The 16,004-nt window shown below is 67.1% G+C and carries 14 protein-coding genes and 3 pseudogenes; 10 read left to right on the top strand and 7 right to left on the bottom strand.

Annotation, left to right across the window (positions count from 1 at the left end):
* Positions 1-87: 87 nt before the first annotated feature.
* Positions 88-402 (top strand): annotated as a pseudogene (locus AB0D94_RS22725) (HNH endonuclease family protein); the annotation flags it as partial.
* A 31-nt stretch (positions 403-433) separates the two neighbouring features.
* Positions 434-754: a hypothetical protein gene (locus tag AB0D94_RS22720; RefSeq protein WP_362054887.1), complete on the top strand. Its 321-nt coding sequence runs from the start codon at positions 434-436 to the stop codon at positions 752-754.
* A 10-nt stretch (positions 755-764) separates the two neighbouring features.
* Here the strand turns inward: AB0D94_RS22720 and AB0D94_RS22715 are convergent, their stop codons facing one another.
* The gene (locus AB0D94_RS22715) at positions 765-974 is read right to left on the bottom strand and encodes a hypothetical protein (RefSeq protein WP_362054885.1); all 210 of its coding nucleotides are present in this window, start codon (positions 972-974) and stop codon (positions 765-767) included.
* A 305-nt stretch (positions 975-1,279) separates the two neighbouring features.
* Here AB0D94_RS22715 and AB0D94_RS22710 point away from each other — a divergent pair.
* Positions 1,280-1,695, top strand: a pseudogene (locus AB0D94_RS22710) (Tn3 family transposase); the annotation flags it as partial.
* 29 nt (positions 1,696-1,724) lie between these two features.
* Here AB0D94_RS22710 and AB0D94_RS22705 read toward each other — a convergent pair.
* Positions 1,725-2,465, bottom strand: a complete 741-nt coding sequence (locus tag AB0D94_RS22705) for a hypothetical protein (protein ID WP_362054883.1) — start codon at positions 2,463-2,465, stop codon at positions 1,725-1,727.
* Positions 2,466-2,759: 294 nt separating this feature from the next.
* On the opposite strand from AB0D94_RS22705, the gene AB0D94_RS22700 reads away from it, so the two are divergent.
* On the top strand, positions 2,760-3,944 hold the full coding sequence (locus AB0D94_RS22700) for a PQQ-binding-like beta-propeller repeat protein (RefSeq protein ID WP_362054880.1): 1,185 nt from the start codon (positions 2,760-2,762) through the stop codon (positions 3,942-3,944).
* A gap of 79 nt (positions 3,945-4,023) precedes the next feature.
* On the opposite strand, the pseudogene AB0D94_RS22695 reads toward AB0D94_RS22700, so the two are convergent.
* From AB0D94_RS22695 to AB0D94_RS22675, 5 genes and pseudogenes are all read right to left on the bottom strand, one after another.
* A pseudogene (locus AB0D94_RS22695) lies at positions 4,024-4,862 on the bottom strand (IS5 family transposase).
* 20 nt (positions 4,863-4,882) lie between these two features.
* Positions 4,883-5,089 (bottom strand): hypothetical protein, encoded by a 207-nt coding sequence (locus AB0D94_RS22690; protein ID WP_362054878.1) that lies wholly within the window; start codon positions 5,087-5,089, stop codon positions 4,883-4,885.
* 333 nt (positions 5,090-5,422) lie between these two features.
* Positions 5,423-5,626 carry a hypothetical protein gene (locus AB0D94_RS22685; protein WP_362054876.1) on the bottom strand — a complete coding sequence of 68 codons (204 nt, stop codon included), beginning with the start codon at positions 5,624-5,626 and terminating at the stop codon, positions 5,423-5,425.
* 224 nt (positions 5,627-5,850) lie between these two features.
* On the bottom strand, positions 5,851-6,090 hold the full coding sequence (locus AB0D94_RS22680) for a hypothetical protein (protein ID WP_362054874.1): 240 nt from the start codon (positions 6,088-6,090) through the stop codon (positions 5,851-5,853).
* A 337-nt stretch (positions 6,091-6,427) separates the two neighbouring features.
* Positions 6,428-6,631 carry a hypothetical protein gene (locus AB0D94_RS22675; RefSeq protein ID WP_362054872.1) on the bottom strand — a complete coding sequence of 68 codons (204 nt, stop codon included), beginning with the start codon at positions 6,629-6,631 and terminating at the stop codon, positions 6,428-6,430.
* Positions 6,632-6,809: 178 nt separating this feature from the next.
* On the opposite strand from AB0D94_RS22675, the gene AB0D94_RS22670 reads away from it, so the two are divergent.
* The 6 genes from AB0D94_RS22670 (at position 6,810) to AB0D94_RS22645 (ending at position 16,001) form a co-directional block, all read left to right on the top strand.
* Complete coding sequence (locus tag AB0D94_RS22670; RefSeq protein WP_362054870.1) at positions 6,810-7,016, top strand: hypothetical protein; 207 nt, start codon at positions 6,810-6,812, stop codon at positions 7,014-7,016.
* Between the two features lie 240 nt (positions 7,017-7,256).
* The gene (locus tag AB0D94_RS22665) at positions 7,257-8,729 is read left to right on the top strand and encodes a hypothetical protein (RefSeq protein ID WP_362054868.1); all 1,473 of its coding nucleotides are present in this window, start codon (positions 7,257-7,259) and stop codon (positions 8,727-8,729) included.
* Between the two features lie 111 nt (positions 8,730-8,840).
* Positions 8,841-9,320, top strand: coding sequence for a hypothetical protein (locus tag AB0D94_RS22660; protein WP_362054865.1), 480 nt, complete (start codon positions 8,841-8,843; stop codon positions 9,318-9,320).
* A 793-nt stretch (positions 9,321-10,113) separates the two neighbouring features.
* A complete protein-coding gene (locus AB0D94_RS22655; RefSeq protein ID WP_362054864.1) occupies positions 10,114-10,629 on the top strand; it encodes an SseB family protein in 516 nt (171 codons plus the stop codon).
* Positions 10,626-11,270: a hypothetical protein gene (locus AB0D94_RS22650; RefSeq protein ID WP_362054862.1), complete on the top strand. Its 645-nt coding sequence runs from the start codon at positions 10,626-10,628 to the stop codon at positions 11,268-11,270. Before AB0D94_RS22655 ends, AB0D94_RS22650 begins: the two co-directional genes overlap by 4 nt.
* Complete coding sequence (locus AB0D94_RS22645) at positions 11,271-16,001, top strand: putative T7SS-secreted protein (protein ID WP_362054860.1); 4,731 nt, start codon at positions 11,271-11,273, stop codon at positions 15,999-16,001.
* The last annotated feature ends 3 nt before the right edge of the window (positions 16,002-16,004 follow it).

Genomic DNA, 16,004 nt, shown 5'->3' with positions numbered 1-16,004 from the left:
CCGGATAACGCGACGCTGACAGGAAGGACACGGGCCTGGATGCACCTGTGGCCGACGTCGATGACGCTAAGGAACGGGTACGGATAACACATGGTCCCCCTGGCCGAAGCGTGGGACTCAGGGGCATCGCAGTGGACCGCGGAGAGGCGTGAGGCTTACGCCAACGACCTCGACGCCGACACCTCCCTCGTCGCCGTCACGGCCGGCTCGAACCGCAGCAAGGCCGACAAGGACCCTGCCGAGTGGCTCCCGAACGCCGAGGTGACGTGCCGCTACGTGGCCGAGTGGACCGGCGACAAGTTGCGCTGGCGTCTGACCGTCGACGCCGACGAACTGGCAGCTCTGACCCAGCTCGCCGAGGCATGCCCCAACACCACCGTCGAATACGAACAGGCCGCCTAAGCACACCGAACGCAACCTATTTGGAGAGCCCATGTCCAGTCTCCGAACGAACGGCCGAGCAGACGTCCTGGGCGAGCCGGGCATCTGGATCGACTCATCGGAATCGACAACCCGCAACGAGACCGTCAAGTCGAGCGGCATGCTGACTGTCGGCCTCCGGCCTGAGTCTGCGCACGCCGCCACGGTGACCGTCAGCATCACCGATGCCGGCGGCCAGGAGAACACCTGCACCATCACCTCAAAGAGCAACGAGACCATCCCTGTCCCCGCCGGCTCCAAGGTCAGGGTGACGTATACCGCCGACGAGGAGAGCCACGCAACGGTCAGCTGGACCCCGATGGGGGCCAGCTAGACCCGGAGGCTCACCGCAAGCTGGCGCCCTCGCCCCCACACTCGGGTGATCCGACCTGGTCGTCCAGGCGACGCAGTGCGCCGAGCCGGTTGTCGTGGAGTTCGGCGAGCTGGGTGCCCACTCGGCGGCCTGTTCCTGCGGCGGTGGCGGGCGGCGCGCTGGCCCATTGTGCGGTGACGGCGCCGAGGGCGGAGACGATCAGGGAGTCGCGGCGGTCCATGGTTCCTCCGACCATGCGAAAGCGACGGGTTCGCGGAATCTCGCAGCACTTTCGCACGGAACCGGCCGGGGTTGTGCCCCTCCGGAGCGGATTCTGCCGCGGGTTCGCCCGAAACACGACCGACGTGCAGGCGCCGCCAAGGTGAATCCAGCGATGGCGCCTGAGGAGCTGAGGATTACCGCGGCGGCCAGAAGACGGCGGGGGCGCCGGTCAGGGCTGGAAGGTGGTCGGCGGCTTCGGCGGGGCTGTTGTGGCCGGCGAAGTCGGCCTGGATGGAGCGGGCCGCTGTGGTGTACGCGGGGTTGGTGAGCCTGCTCGCGCTGGTCGACCCGGTCGACGACACCTACCGCCGGCTGATGAACCGGCAGCTCCCGGTGCAGGAGTCCCGCCACCGCCTGGCCCGCGCGATCTGCCACGGCGGCCACGGGCAGATCCGCCAGGCGTATCGCGAGGGCCAGGAGGACCAGCTCGCCGCCCTCGGCCTGGTCCTCAACGCCGTGGTGCTCTGGAACACCCGCTACCTGGACGCCGCCGTAGCCCAGCTCCGGGCCGAAGCCCACGACATCAAGGACGAGGACGTCGCCCACCTCTCACCGCACCGGACCGGCACATCAACTTCCTGGGCCGCTACCTGTTCAACATCAAGGCCAGCGGCCCCGGCCAGGACTGGCGTCCCTTCCGTGACCCGGACGCCGCCGAGAACGATGACGAAGGGGACTGATGGCCCAGTTCGACACCGCGGCCAGCCTCTCAGACGCTGAAGGACAGCCTCCCTGACACGCTGACGCCGTCCTGCCTGTCCCTGGTGCCGTCGTCCCACGGCCGTGTGCAGGTCCAGTCCAGTACGTAGGACTGACCGGGGGTGAGGCGTTCCTTGAACTTCAGGGTCGTGCCGAAGTATCCGCCCACAGTCGCCTCGTCCCGCAGGTGCTCCAGGCAGTTGGCGTCCGAGAGGTACTCGCCGCGTCCGTCCGGCTTGCGCAGAGTGCCGACCCCGATGACCCGTGCTTGATCGGCCCGGCCCCAGGCCCCAATGATGCTGACTCCGTGCCAGGAGAACAGATCGGCGGAGATGGACAGTTCCAGTCCGGCCTTGCCGTCAGTGCCCACAGGGCTGATGCGGGCGGTGCCGTGGGCGTTGATCTTCTGCACACCTGTGTCCGACTTCTCGGTGCGCACTCCGCTCTCCGGGTCGGACAGCACCTTGCCGTCCACCCGGTCCCTCTCCACTCCATCATCGGGGTACCGATAGGCGGCTGCGAAGGGATACTTCTCTGACGGGTCGCGGCTGATGAACGCGTATTGCAGCCCGGCCCGCCCCGGAACGGGGCGGAGCGCCGATCCCTCGATGTCCGGCAGGTCGAAGAAGGGATTGTGGGGGTCGACAATCACGAGGAGCGGTCCGGTCAGCGGCGCGGATGCAAGCTCCTGGTCGGACTTCCGCTCGATCTCCTCGTTCGGCAGGTCGACCTTGCCCCCGGTCCACGCCATGGAACACCCGTTGCTTCGCATCCCCGCGATAGTTTCCCAGAGCGCGCTGAGTGGGGCGTCTGAGGCGAACACCGCTAGGGCGCTTCTTTCGGATCACCACTGACCAGACTATGAGGCCTGTGTGGTGGCTTCGAGACGGCCTGGTTCATCTCGTACAGGTCCGCTGTCGGGTGCTTGGAGAATTTGTCCTGTCTACGGGGAACCCAGTCGCTATGGTCGTCATGATCACGCAGACCATGAGCAGGGGGAGCGATGGGCCGGACAGGCAGAACGAGACGATGGGCCGCTACTGCGGTGGGACTGACGCTGGCGACAACGGCGTTGGCCGCCTGCGTAGGCGGCGGCTCATCGGATGCGAAGGCGCCTGGCAAGTCCCCGGAACAGTCCCAGGCGGCTTCCGGGAAGCCGAGCCGTCCGGTGTTCGACCCGCCCGTGCGCTTCGAAGGGTCCGCGGTCCAATTCCCTGATGCCGAGCAGCCAAGTACGGCGAGCGGGGACGCCACACGGCCCGCGGTCACGCTTGCCGACGGGGTTGCCTACGTCACCGCCGATGAAGGACTGGAGGCGATCGACACCGAGACCGGTAACCCGCGGTGGGAGGCGACGACGAAACACCCCGCGGAAAAGGGCGGGTTCGGAAGCAACCGCACCGCTCCCCTCGTGTCGGCTGACGGCAAAACCGTGCACGCGGCTTGGGGCAGGAATGTGAAGGGCGAAGGCACAACGCCCGACCGGGTCGTGATCGAGGTGCTGGCCGTCGAGACGGCTACCGGCAAGACGTCGTGGTCGGCTGAGGTCGCTGTCGATGCCAGCTCCGTCAGCGCGCCGCGGATCATCGGAGTCGATGCCACCACAGCGCTCGTCACCGGGGCAGGCACCACGTATGCCGTTGACCCCTCCACGGGCACCGTCCTCTGGAAGAAGTCCAAGTTCAGCGCGGTGACCCTGGCCGACGGTGTCGTTGCCGGTGGCGAGAGTACGGGGTTCGGCGAAGGCAGGCTGCTGGGACTTGCCGCGGCCACGGGCGAACAGCGGTGGACCCTGGCAGAGGCGCGGGAGCCGGCCGCAGCCGCGCCGCGGCTGCTGAGCGCAACCCTCAAGGACAAGACACTCGTCGTGGATGCGGTCACCGGTGAGCAGCGAGCGGCACTCGACGGCAGCGGCTGGCGGTGCCGCCACGACGGACAGTCCCTGGTCTTGTGCTCCAAGTACGGGTACGGGGAGGCCGACCGCGGGATCACCGTGTTCGACGCCTCTTCTGTGCAACAGCGATGGACGTTGCCCGGCGGCTCCGGACGGAAGGTGCCGAAGGTCAGCGGATTCTGGCACGGTGCCGTGTACGGGGAGGTCGGCGACGAGCCGATCGTCCTGGACGGCACGACGGGACAGGACCGACAGACGTCTGCCGGCGCGGCGCCGTACGAGATCGATCGGTACGGCGGTGTGGTGGGATCGAAGTTCTATCGCGCCGCAGGCTGACGATGGCGGACCCCGGAACCTTCATGGTCGCCGGAACCCTGCCGTGCGCCTGAAGCGGTGCTGGGCCGTTCCTTTCGGATCACCTCGCTGACCAGATGAAGACGGCGGCGAGGTGGAGTCCGGCGAGGTAGATGGTGGCCGTCTTGTCGTAGCGAGTGGCCAGGCCGCGCCACTGCTTGAGTTTGTTGATGCACCGCTCGACGGTGTTCCGTTGCTTGTAGGCCTCGCGGTCGAAGGCCGGCGGGCGGCCGCCACGGCTACCGAGGCGCTTGCGGTTGGCCGCCTGGTCGGCGGGCTGCGGGATCACCGCCCGGATCCCGCGCCGGCGCAGGTGGGAACGGATCGCGCGGGACGAGTACGCCTTGTCGGCCAGGACTACGTCCGGCCTCGCTCTCGGTCTGCCGACCGGCCTCGGAACCCGTAACCGGCCCATGACCTGGGGGAACGCGGGTGCGTCACCGGCTTGGCCAGGTGTGATGACGAAGGCCAGGGGTCGGCAGCGGTTGTCGGCGGCCAGGTGGATCTTCGTGGTCAGCCCGCCGCGGGACCGTCCGAGGGCGTGGTCAGCCGGCTCGCCGTCTGGCGCCCCCTTTGACGGGCCCCGGCGGCGTGCTGGTGGGCACGGATGATGGTGGAGTCGACCGCGACGACCCAGTCGAGGTCGCCTTCGGCGTCGGCCTGGGCGAGGAGGGCGGTGAAGACCTTCCCCCAGGTCCCGTCGGCGGCCCACTTCCGCAGCCGGTTGTGGGCGCCCTTCCACGATCCGAAGGACTCGGGCAGGTCCATCCACGGCGTCCCGGTCCGGTACTTGAACGCGATCGCATCGATAACCTGACGGTGATCACGCCACCGCCCACCCCGCCTCGGCGCCCGATCCGGCAGAAACGGCTCGATCCGCGCCCACTGGGCATCAGTCAACGATACACATTAACCAACGATCAGATGATCCGAAGGAAACGGCCTAGTCCCGCTGGCATCGCGCTGTACTGCTTACCCGTCGCATTCACAGTCGCTTTCCCGGCGGAGGCGGCCACTGCTGGTACGCCCTTGGTGACCGCGTCGTCGTAGGACATGCCCTTTCCGTCGCCACTGCCACCAAGGCTCATCATCGCCTTGGGGTGGTTCAGCAACCCGCCGATGTTCATGTTTCGCCCTTCGTTAGAACGGAGCTGCACACATCGCAGCTCTCTTCATGATCGACACAGTTCAGGCCGGGCTCTGCGGGAAACCTCCGTACGGAGCACAGCACGACCCCAGGTTCATGCTTGCGAGCCTCACTCCCCCGCACCCCCGCACCCGCGCGACAGCGCCACCGGGTCGCGTAGCGGCCGAAGGCCACTGGTCGGCGACGGGCGTCGAAGGCGGCAACCTCCGCTCCGTCCGGCGCGGGCGGCACCTCGGCGCGAACCGGAAGCCCAGCTTCGTGAACGCCCACGACGTGCCCGTGGCAGCGCTGACCGGGTGGATTGCTGACTTCTTCAGCCGTTGACTTCGGCTTTGAGATCGGCGAGCGCACCAGCAGAGCAGCACAGCAGCATGGCAGCCTTCGATGAACGGAGCGCCGGTACGACGCCGGTGTACCGGTGCTCACGGGCTGCCATCTCCATCCGGGAGCCGATCTCCTCCCAGCTTGAGGCCAGGAAGGTCAGAACCCCGCACCCGGACTCCTCGGCAACAGCCACCGTTCCTACACGCGCCACGTCGCCCCCATGCGCGATCACGCGGACATCGTCCTCGATGGCACCCACACGACAGCCGACCTCACCGCACAGCTCCAGGCGCACCTGGCTACCAAGCTGCGCTGAAGGCAGACCTCCCGCCCGCAGACATACGGCGGCCCCGAACCAGAGCGCTGGTTTCGGGGCCACCGTGTATATGGAGAGCTGGGGCATATAGCCCTGCGTGGTCAGCCCGCGTCGGGGCGCTGGCCGACCAGCTGGGTGAGTAGCTCGATGATCTGGGCCTGGTTGCGGTCGATCTTCTTGTCGAGGGCTTCGACCTTCTGGTCGAGGTTGCCGATCTGGAGGCGTACCGCGGTGAGGTCGGACTTGATGATGCCGAATTCGCGGTCGTGCTTCTCCGTGACCTCTTCGAAACGGCGGGTCAGGGCAGCGAGCTCGCTGTGGGCGATGGGGTCCTCGGGCACGCGGGCACTCCTGCCAGATCACAAACCGCAGATAAGAAGACTCCACGATAACGCGCCCGCACCCCGTACGACCTTCGGTTCCGCAGACGTCCCCTGCGGCGGAGGCGACGACTCACACCCGTGATCCCCCCGGCACCTGCTGGCACCGGTGCCCTCAAACACCTGACCCGCCACGATGATCGTTGCCACAGTTGATGCACCACGGCACACGCCGTCCGTCGACATCGAGGAGTCACCGTGACCCTGACCAGCTACGAGACCCAGGTGCTGCACCTGCTCGCCACGTCCACCGAACCCGTCGGCACGTTCGACGTGGCTGACGGTCCGGGAAACGCCCTCACCCGGGATCCGCCAGAGCACTGGCCGTGCCGCGGGCGGGCGGATCATCGCCCGGCCACAGGCCAAGCAGGTCGAGCAGCTGCGCGAGGTCGGTGCGATCGATGGCCCGGTCAGCGACCGCCCGGCGCGCGGCGCCCCGGTCCACGGACCCCACCGGGAACAGCAGGGTCGATACCTCCGCAGAGGAGAAGGGGTCCTTCATGGCGTGATGCCACCACAGGCCACATCACCTGGCAGGGTGTACTGCTCCAACCGGCCTCGACCCGGCTCCGCAAGCGGGCGGCAAAGCGGCAGCAGGGGCGCCGTTGGCCGTGGATTATCTGTTCTCCCATCCCGCATCCATGATCCCCTTGATCCCTTGCGGACCAAGGGGGGAAGCGATGGACAAGGCGCGCCTGTTCCAGGGCGGCGTAGTGGGTGCGAGGGCCTATGCCCACGAGATCGCTGATGAGCCCTGGTGGCGCCGGGAGAAGGTCCCACTGGTCTGTCTGCTCTGTACGACACCGGTGGTGTCGCAGCGGGCCCCGGTGGGCCGCGCCCGCAGGAACGCGCTGTTCTGGCTGGCGGCAGGCCGGACCTGTTTCTAGCGGGTTGAAGTAGAGCCACCGCGGCGGCGGTTTTGGGAGCCACGGGTTCGGGCGGTGAGAGCGGGAGCCATCCGGTGTGATGGTCAGCGGCATGCCACTGTTGGCGTAATGGCGTGATTGGTCTGTTTGGCCACTCTTCGCGGTCTCCCCACGGCTTAAAGCACCTTCGTCGAACCTCTGCTTCAACCGAACGCAGCAGCTCGGCATGCACATTGCGGGCGGGGCGCCGAGCCTGGCCCCATGGGCATACGACCATGGGTGGTTGTCGAGCCACCTGACCGGCGCGGCCTGCGCCGGATCACCATCCACGACAAGACGGTGGGCAGCGCCTGGTCCCTCCGTGAGTTGCGGGAGGTACTCCGCGGCCTCGGCTACCCCGACGACATGGACCTGGACGACCCCTCGCGCGTCCACTGGCGCGGCGGCGACAGCAGCGCGTGGCCCGACGACAGGGGCTGGAGACGGCGTGCGGTCATCGTCGGCATGCTCGTGGGGCTGCTCGGCTCGCTGGCGCTGCACGTCGTCATCGGCTGGACGGATGCTCTCGGAGCACTCACCTTCGCGCAACGCCTGGTCGGTGTTCTGTTCCTGCTGGCAGCCGCAGTCCAGGGCAGTGCCTTGCCTGCTGTCGTCGACTACTGGGGCCGTCGGCAGGTCCCGCTGTCCGGAGCGCTGGTACTGCTCGGCGCGCTCATGGCGCTGGCCACCACCAGCCTTCTTCTCCTTCTTTGGCTTGAGGAGCGAGAATTCATACCCAATTTCCTGGCCTTTATCGCCTTGTGGCTCTGGTCTCTATGGGCCCTGCGTATCCTTATCCATGAAAAGGTATGGAAAGGAATACCGCACCCAAGGAAGTTCGCGGCAGGAGTTACCGTCACCGCACTCCTGACGGCCGTCAGCCTGGGCTACTCGATTATCTATCAACCTATTGTCGCTCCCCAGCATTTTATCCTGAGAGCAGAATTCGGCACGCCGCAGGCGGGTGTCGACTCGCCGTACATTCACGTCCCGCTCAAACTCTACGCAAAGAATTCCGGAGGGATCCCGGTCTACCTTGTCGTCGACGATTATTCGGTATGGGGACACACGGCCGAATTCTCCGACTCAGGTGAAGGGATGTCGGAATGGAACGGCGGCGAGGAGGGCGACTGGACGGACGCAGAAAGGTACGTGAAGAACGCCAACTACCAGATCGTGGCATCCGGGCAGTTCCAAGGCCCTGGGTCGGAACTGGACATCGGCGAAGAGTTTAAGTTGGAGAGGGTGATCACGCTTCCCAGGAACACCCGGTACGAGACACTCGAAGCCGAACTTATCTTTGCCGTCGTGAGACAGGATCGGGGGGAGATCGACCGAGAATTCACGGTCGCCAGACCCTCCTGGATGAAATCGGAAGGGAGATATTACTGCCCACCCGAGCGCTGCGGTGAACAGCTCATATATCACGGCCGGGTGCGCCACAACAATAACATGATCAACATGACGAGAAGGTCGCGCTATGTGGCTGCTTTCTGGTCGGCGGACGAGTCCACGGATGTCTTCATCTCCTCATTTGACTTCAAGAAAAAGAAGATAACCGAGTCGATCTACGACATATATGACTCCCTGGACGGAGAAGAACTGAAAAGAGAGGAGGAGAGGTATGACCTCGGCTGGTTCTTCGGCAACACGCATGTGTCCATAAAGGGACTACTGAAGCAGGCGCAGCCCTGAGTCGCACGCACGGTCTCGTCAGATCAGCCGAAAACGACGTGCGGCGAGGCGGAGGTGGCCCGGAAACACCACGCTATGGCCCCCGCCGCCGACTAACGCCGATCCGAACCAGTGACGTGGTCCATCCTCATCACGGACGGCGCAACGTGGCTCCCGAACGCACCGCCCCACTGGCTCTCATTCATCCCGCCAAAACACCGGACCCATGAGGATGTCTGCCCTCTCAACCCGACCGAGGTCCAGCAGAAGATTGCGCGTGGCTCCCAGGGCGTTGCCGTCATCAGCGGAGATGAGCTGCACCTGTTGCTGCCCGGCGACCTGACCCAAATTGATATTCCGACCGGTGTCGACGACGGCCCTGCTGCGGCCGGCGGCGACATCGGGGTGGACATCGCCACGGTACGGCCGCTGCTACCCCCACTGATCAACAGTGCAGTGGTCATCGCCCGGTTCCTGCAGAAGCACGATTTCGACCCCGCGGTGGTCGCCCGGTTCAAGGTGCGCCGCCCGGGCAAGAACACGGCGGTGGCCTGGAGCGAGTTCTGCCACGGCCTTCACCCGAGGACCAGGCCAGGCTGTACACGCGCCTGACCACCGGGCCCAACCCCACCCATCCGGTCGCCCTGTACGGCCGCGTCACCTCCGTCGGCAACGACACCACCGGCCTCAGCGGCCCACCCGCCTGCCGGCCACCGCTCTCCCTCGCCCAGCGCACTCTGCGCCAGGTCCGCACCGCGGCAGCAGCACCCAAACCCGCGCCGGGACCGACGAACACCACCGCCTTACCGCCCAGCAGTACCTCCGCGGTCCCCCGGCCGTTGCCGACCACTTTCCCCCCGGCCCCGGTTCCGGCAGCGGCACCAACGCCGCCCCCGCTCCTGCCCGCCGCGACCCCGCCGACGCCCGTCACGCCGACACCCCCGTCGGTTCCGCCCATGCCGGCCCCCGCGATGCCCGAACTGCCGCACGCACCTGCCGTGCCGCCGCGGCCCACGGTTCCGCCCCAACCCACGAGCCCGCCGCCCACTCGCATGCGCCGCAGCTGGTGGCCGTTCGGCCGACGCCGCTGAAGCCTCTATCGGCGGCGGCCGCCGGAGCGGTTGAGGTGATGGGGGAGGATGTCCCGCCGGGCCTGGTGGGATCCGGCGGGCAGGGCGCATTCGGCGTCGGGTTTGGCGTGGCACACGGGGCAGGAAATGTTCATCAGCCGGTAGGCGCCTGCCCCATGACGGCCCACTCCCGGTCCACCCGGCCGTACGACACGCCCCGGCCCCGGCGCCTGGCCGCTCCCGCAAACCGGGAGAAACGGCGGCGTCGGGCTGCGCCCTGCTGTGCCGGGTGACGGTGTCGAACTGCAAAGAACGCAGGCAAACCTGACCATGCGATGATCACTTTTATGACAAGGACTGGGGAGACTTCCGGGGGACCGGACCCGCATCCCGGCCGGCCGCTTCGGCTGTCCGATCTGGCCGATCCGGCTGACGGCGCCGAGGTTCCCGCCGTTCCGGGAGCGGCTGCCGAGGTGTCCGGTGAGGGCCGAGAGGCTGCGGCGCGGCGGGAGTTCGCGGTGTTGCTGGGTGAGTTCCGGCGTGCGGCGGTGCTGGTGCCGTTGGATCTGTACGGCAGTCTGTGGACGGCTGAGCAGGGTGGGATCCGGTGGATCTGTGCGTTCTCGGACGAGGAGGCGTTGGCCAGGTTTGCTCGTGCGCAGGGTGACGCGGAGCGGGAGTGGGAGTACCGCACCGTGTTCGGTGCGCGGCTGCTGGATGTGATGGTGCCGATGCTGGGGGTGCCTGCGGGTGTGGCGCTGGATGCAGGAGGGGAGGACGGGATGCTGTTCCCGCCTGTTGCCGGTGTGGTGCCGGAGTCGGCCGTGGTCGGTCTCGGGGGTGCGCAGTGAGTGGTTCTGAGGCTGATCTCGACCTGCCTCCGGGTGCGTTGAAGCTGATAGCCGACGGCATCAACAAGGCGCATGGTGAGCTGAAGGACCTGGGCATGATCGGCGAGGCATCCACGGGGCGCGGGTTCTCGGATCTGTCTCTGTCCGGGATGCAGTTGGGTCACGAGGGGCTGGCGTCGGGGTTCAAGACGTTCTGTGAGCGCTGGGAGTGGGGTGTGCGCGGCCTGATGATGCGTGGGAACGGCTTCGCGCACGCGGTGGGCCTGTCGGCGGGTGCGATCGGGGAGCAGGAGCAGTACGTCAAGGACACCTTCAAGATCGCGGTGAACGCAATGAACGGCAACCCGCATCTGACGGAGGACGAGGTCAAGGCCAAGGACTGGGACGAGATCCGCGACCAGCACCAGTGGGACGGGGCGGACTGGAGCGGGGAGTCGTTCTCTGAGGCCCACGCGGAGGTGAAGCAGACCTGGCAGGACACCGCCTACGACGTGGAGGACGGGCTGCTGGACTCGATGGAGAACTCGGGTCTGCTCGACGGGAAGCAGCGCGAGCTGATGGACCAGGAGCTGCGCGAGACTCTCGATCCCACGCAGGAAGCGGTGGACAGGGCGAAGCAGCCGGTGTGGGGGAGCGAGTAGATGGTGGACTTCGGGGGGCTGGTCGACAAGGGCCTGGGCAAGCTCGAAGAGGGCTTGGACGCCGGCAAGAGGATCGTCGGCGAGGGCATCGACAAGGCCACGGATGTCGTCGGGGACGGGCTGGAGTACGTCGGCGCCGAGGACTGGGCGGACTCGGTCGAGGACTGGGGTGACCGTACGGCGTCGTCGCTGGGAGCGAAGGTCGGCGAGCAGCAGCTCGGGCAGACCGAGGAGGCCAACGAGCTGATCCACGGCAACGTCGGTGACATCAACGCCGGCGTCAAGAACCTGCGGGACTTCCAGAGCGCCTTCGACTCGGTGGGCCAGGGCATGAAGGGCCTGGACTCCAACAACTGGAAGGGCGCGGCGGCGAACGCGTTCCGGGAGAAGTTCCAGACGCTCCCCGCGGACTGGTTGCACGCGGCGGACGCCTTCGAGGGCGCGGCCAAGGCCTTGGAGACGTATGCCACGACGGTGACGTGGGCGCAGGGCAAGGCGAAGGAGGCCATCGCCCTCTACAAGAAGGGCCAGGAAACCTCCAAGACCGCGGTCGACGCCTACAACAAGAAGGTCGACGCCTACAACGACGCGCGTACGGGCGACAAGCCGCTGCCCAAGCCGGACCCGTTCACCGATCCGGGCAAGGCCGGCCGGGACCGGGCACAGGAGGTCCTCAACGACGCCCGTCGGCAGCGCAACGAGGCGGCCGACACGGCGAACAAGGCGGTCGCCGCCGCGCTCGCCCATGCGCCGGCGATGCCGTCGGCCACGGACCGGGCCAAGTTCAACCTGGCCGACTGGGGCGTCGGCCAGGGCGTGGAGATGATGCACATGGGCGGCGGCATCGTCAAAGGCGTGGTGGGCATCACCAACTTCGTCCGCGCGGTCAACCCGCTCGACCTGTACAACATCACCCACCCGGCCGACTACTACAAGAACATCAACATGACCCTGGCCGGGCTGGCGTCCACTGCAGCGCACCCGGACCGCGCACTGAAGAACGCCTGGGACGCCGCCAAGGGAGACCCCGCGGAGTTCCTCGGCCGGCTCCTCCCCGAAATCATCGGCACCAAGGGCGCCGGAGTCGTACGCGGCGGCATCCGCGCCGGTCTGAACGGAGCCAAGCACCTGCCCGACGGGCAGAAACCGGGCGGCAGCCGCGGGGATCAGGAGAAGGATCCCAACCACAACAGCAACCAGTGCCGCGACAACGTCTGCGACGGCGACCCGGTGGACATGGCGACGGGCCGCATGCTGCTGCCCCAGACGGACATCGCTCTGCCCGGATCACTTCCCCTCTTGTTTCGGCGCACTTTCGACTCCTCGCACCGTTCAGGTCGCTGGTTCGGTCCAACCTGGTCGAGCACGGTGGACCAGCGACTGGAGATCGACGCGGAAGGTGTCGTCTTCAGCTGCGAGGAGGGCAGCCTGTTGGCGTACCCTCACCCGGCCCCCGGCGTCCCGGTCATGCCGACGTACGGCCGGCGGTGGCCGCTGGACCGGGTCGAGGGCGGCTATACCCTCACCGATCCCGATACCGGCACGGTCTGGCACTTCGTCGATCACAGCGACGACGTCGCGCTCCTGGCCCAGATCGACGACCGCAACGGCCGCTGGATCGCCTTCGAACACGACGACACCGGTGCCCCGACCTCGATCGTCCACCACGGCGGCTACCACCTGAAGCTCACCACGAGCGAAGGCCGAGTGACGGCCCTCCACCTCGCGGGAGCGGCTGCGGACGGATCCGACCAGGATATTCTTCGCTACGGCTACACGGACGGCCACCTGACCGAGGTCACCAATTCCTCCGGCCGCCCCCTGCGCTTCGACTGCGACGAACACGGCCGCATCACCTCGTGGACCGACACCAACGGCAGCCGCTACGACTACGTCTACGACGACCAGGACCGCTGCACCTACCAGTCCGGTACTAACGGCCACGTCGAATCCCGGTTCACCTGGGACGACACGGACCCGGGAACCGGCCTGCGCACCACTTCCCTCACCGATGGCCTCGGCCACACGAAGCGCTTCACGGTCAACGAGCGCTCCCAAGTCGTCGCCGAGATCGACGCCTTGGGAGCGGTCACCCGGTTCGAGTACGACCGCTACAACCGACTGCTGTCACGAACGGATCCGCTGGGCCACATCAGCCGCTTCACCCATGACGAGCACGGCCGTATGACAGTGCTGGAACGCCCGGATGGACGGCAGGCACGCGCCGAATACGACGACAACGGGATGCCGATACGCATCGTCGGCACCGATGGAAACGTCACGCGCCAGACCTTCGACGAGCGCGGAAACCGCACCTCGGTGACCGACCCTTCGGGGGCGACGACGGAGTTCGCGTATGACGCGGCCGGCCTGCTCACGTCGGTGACCGATCCGCTCGGGGCCACCACCCGGCTGGTCCTGGACGGCCGGGGTCTTCCCGTCGAGGTCATCGATCCGTTGGGTGCCACGACCTGCTACGAACACGATGCCTTCGGCCGTAGGATCCAGGTCACCGACGCCCTCGGCGCGCAGACACGCATGGAGTGGACGGTCGAGGGCCGGCCGTCGCGACGCACCGCACCCGACGGCACGGTGGAGTCCTGGACGTACGACGGCGAGGGCAACTGCCTCAGCCACACGGACGCGATGGGCGGCACGACCCGTTTCTCGTACACGGACTTCGACCTTCTGACGGCCCGGACGGGCCCGGACGGTATCCGTCACGAGTTCTCCTACGACACCAACCTGCGGCTGACGCGGGTGACCAACCCGCAGGGCCTGAACTGGGACTATGTCTACGACGCCGCAGGGCGACTGGTCAAGGAGACGGACTTCGACGGCCGGGCGCTGAGCTACGACTACGACCCTTCGGGCCGTCTGGTCTCCCAGGCGAACGGGCTGGGCCAGCACATCGGCTTCACGCACAACGCCCTCGGCCAGGTGGTTCGCAAGGAGGTGGAGGCTGGCGGGGTCACGACCTTCGAGTACGACGTCTTCGACGAACTCGCGGTGGCCGTCGGCCCGGACGCCAGGCTGGAACGCCTGCGGGACCGCAACGGCCGCTTGCAGTCCGAGACGGTCAACGGCCGGACGCTGACGCACAGGTATGACGCGCTGGGGCGCAGGGTCGGGAGGACGACGCCTGGCGGTGCGGTCAGTGCATGGTCGTACGACGTGGCGGGCCGCAGGACGAAGCTCACCACGTCCGGGCGCGACATCGCCTTCTCCTTCGACGCTTTGGGCCGTGAGGTGGGGCGCACGGTCTCGGACTTCGTGGCGCTGACCTCGTCTTTCGACGAGATGAACCGTTTGACGGTCCAGGACATCACGTCCGGGGGCCGTGGCCTCCAGCACCGCGCGTACGCCTACGGCGCGGGCGGCGGTCTCGTCGGCATCAGCGACGCACTCTCCGGTACCCGCGGCTTCGACGTGGACTCGGCCGGTCGCGTCACGGCCGTCCATGCGAAGGGCTGGACCGAGCGGTACGCGTACGACGACGCCGGAAACCAGACGGAGGCCTCGTGGCCGGCGACCCACCCGTCTCACTCCGCGACGGGTGCCCGCACGTACGAGGGCACTCGGATCGTCGGCGCGGGCGCCGTCCGCTACGAACACGACGGCCAGGGCCGGGTCGTGCTGCGCCAGAGGACGCGGCTCTCGCGGAAGCCCGACACCTGGCGCTACGAGTGGGACGCGGAGGACCGTCTCACCGCGGTGACGACACCGGACGGCACGGTCTGGCGGTACGCGTATGACCCCCTGGGCCGACGAATATCCAAGCAGTCCCCTTCCGAGACCGTCTATTTCACCTGGGACGGCACGACCCTTTGCGAGCAGACAGCCCAGAACGTCGTCCTGACCTGGGACCACGCGGGCCAGCGGCCCCTGTCCCAGACGGAACGCCGCACGGACACCGACGACGAGCGCTTCTTCGCCATCGTCACCGACCTGATCGGCACCCCGACGGAACTCGTCGACGAGTCGGGCGAGCTGGCCTGGCGCACCCGCGCCACCCTCTGGGGCACGACGACATGGAACCGTGACGCCACGGCATACACCCCGCTCCGCTTCCCGGGCCAGTACTTCGACCCCGAATCGGGACTCCACTACAACTACTTCCGCTACTACGACCCTGAATCGGCCCGCTACCTCAGCCAGGACCCCCTCGGCCTCGCCCCGGCCCCGAACCCTACGGCGTACGTCCATAACCCCCTGTTGTGGGCGGATCCCCTCGGACTCCTCCCCTGCAGGAAGAACGAACCGGACGACCCTACATGGGGCGGCAGGGTCGTCTACGGCAGACCGGACGGAGAGGGACGCCCGACAGCAATGCACGCCACGCTGGGGCCGGACATGATGGGGAAGAATCCCACGGATCCGCACGGTGATCCGCCGGGTTGGCAGAAGGACGCAGGGTACAACCGAGCCCACCTCCTCGGCGCGCAGCTCGGAGGATCCAACTATGATCCAGCGAATTTCGTCACCATGCACTCCTACGCCAATTCTCCCGTCATGCGCCACATTGAGAAAGAGGTCAGGACCGCAGTAGAATCCGGCGAGACCATCCAGTACAGCGTCACCCCCCGATACAACGGGACTGATAAAATCCCTACCGGGGTATACATCGAGGCTTATGGATCGAACGGCTTCAAGTTCACCCAGCACTGGAGCACCGGAATAACCGAATCAGGCAACACCGCATTCATTCCCAATCAGCCGAGGCAGGACTGACGA

Source organism: Streptomyces sp. NPDC048255 (genome assembly GCF_040652415.1).
GTDB lineage: Bacteria > Actinomycetota > Actinomycetes > Streptomycetales > Streptomycetaceae > Streptomyces.
Note: the sequence above shows the minus strand (reverse complement) of the source record. Positions and strands in the feature narration are given on the sequence as shown.

What these genes read in the sequence shown, in the direction of transcription:
- AB0D94_RS22665 (WP_362054868.1), top strand. Translation starts at nt 7,257, where the DNA reads ATGGGCATACGACCATGGGTGGTTGTCGAGCCACCTGACCGGCGCGGC.
- AB0D94_RS22705 (WP_362054883.1), bottom strand. Translation starts at nt 2,465, where the DNA reads ATGGCGTGGACCGGGGGCAAGGTCGACCTGCCGAACGAGGAGATCGAG.
- AB0D94_RS22690 (WP_362054878.1), bottom strand. Translation starts at nt 5,089, where the DNA reads ATGAACATCGGCGGGTTGCTGAACCACCCCAAGGCGATGATGAGCCTT.
- AB0D94_RS22715 (WP_362054885.1), bottom strand. Translation starts at nt 974, where the DNA reads ATGGACCGCCGCGACTCCCTGATCGTCTCCGCCCTCGGCGCCGTCACC.
- AB0D94_RS22655 (WP_362054864.1), top strand. Translation starts at nt 10,114, where the DNA reads ATGATCACTTTTATGACAAGGACTGGGGAGACTTCCGGGGGACCGGAC.
- AB0D94_RS22645 (WP_362054860.1), top strand. Translation starts at nt 11,271, where the DNA reads ATGGTGGACTTCGGGGGGCTGGTCGACAAGGGCCTGGGCAAGCTCGAA.
- AB0D94_RS22720 (WP_362054887.1), top strand. Translation starts at nt 434, where the DNA reads ATGTCCAGTCTCCGAACGAACGGCCGAGCAGACGTCCTGGGCGAGCCG.
- AB0D94_RS22675 (WP_362054872.1), bottom strand. Translation starts at nt 6,631, where the DNA reads ATGAAGGACCCCTTCTCCTCTGCGGAGGTATCGACCCTGCTGTTCCCG.
- AB0D94_RS22670 (WP_362054870.1), top strand. Translation starts at nt 6,810, where the DNA reads ATGGACAAGGCGCGCCTGTTCCAGGGCGGCGTAGTGGGTGCGAGGGCC.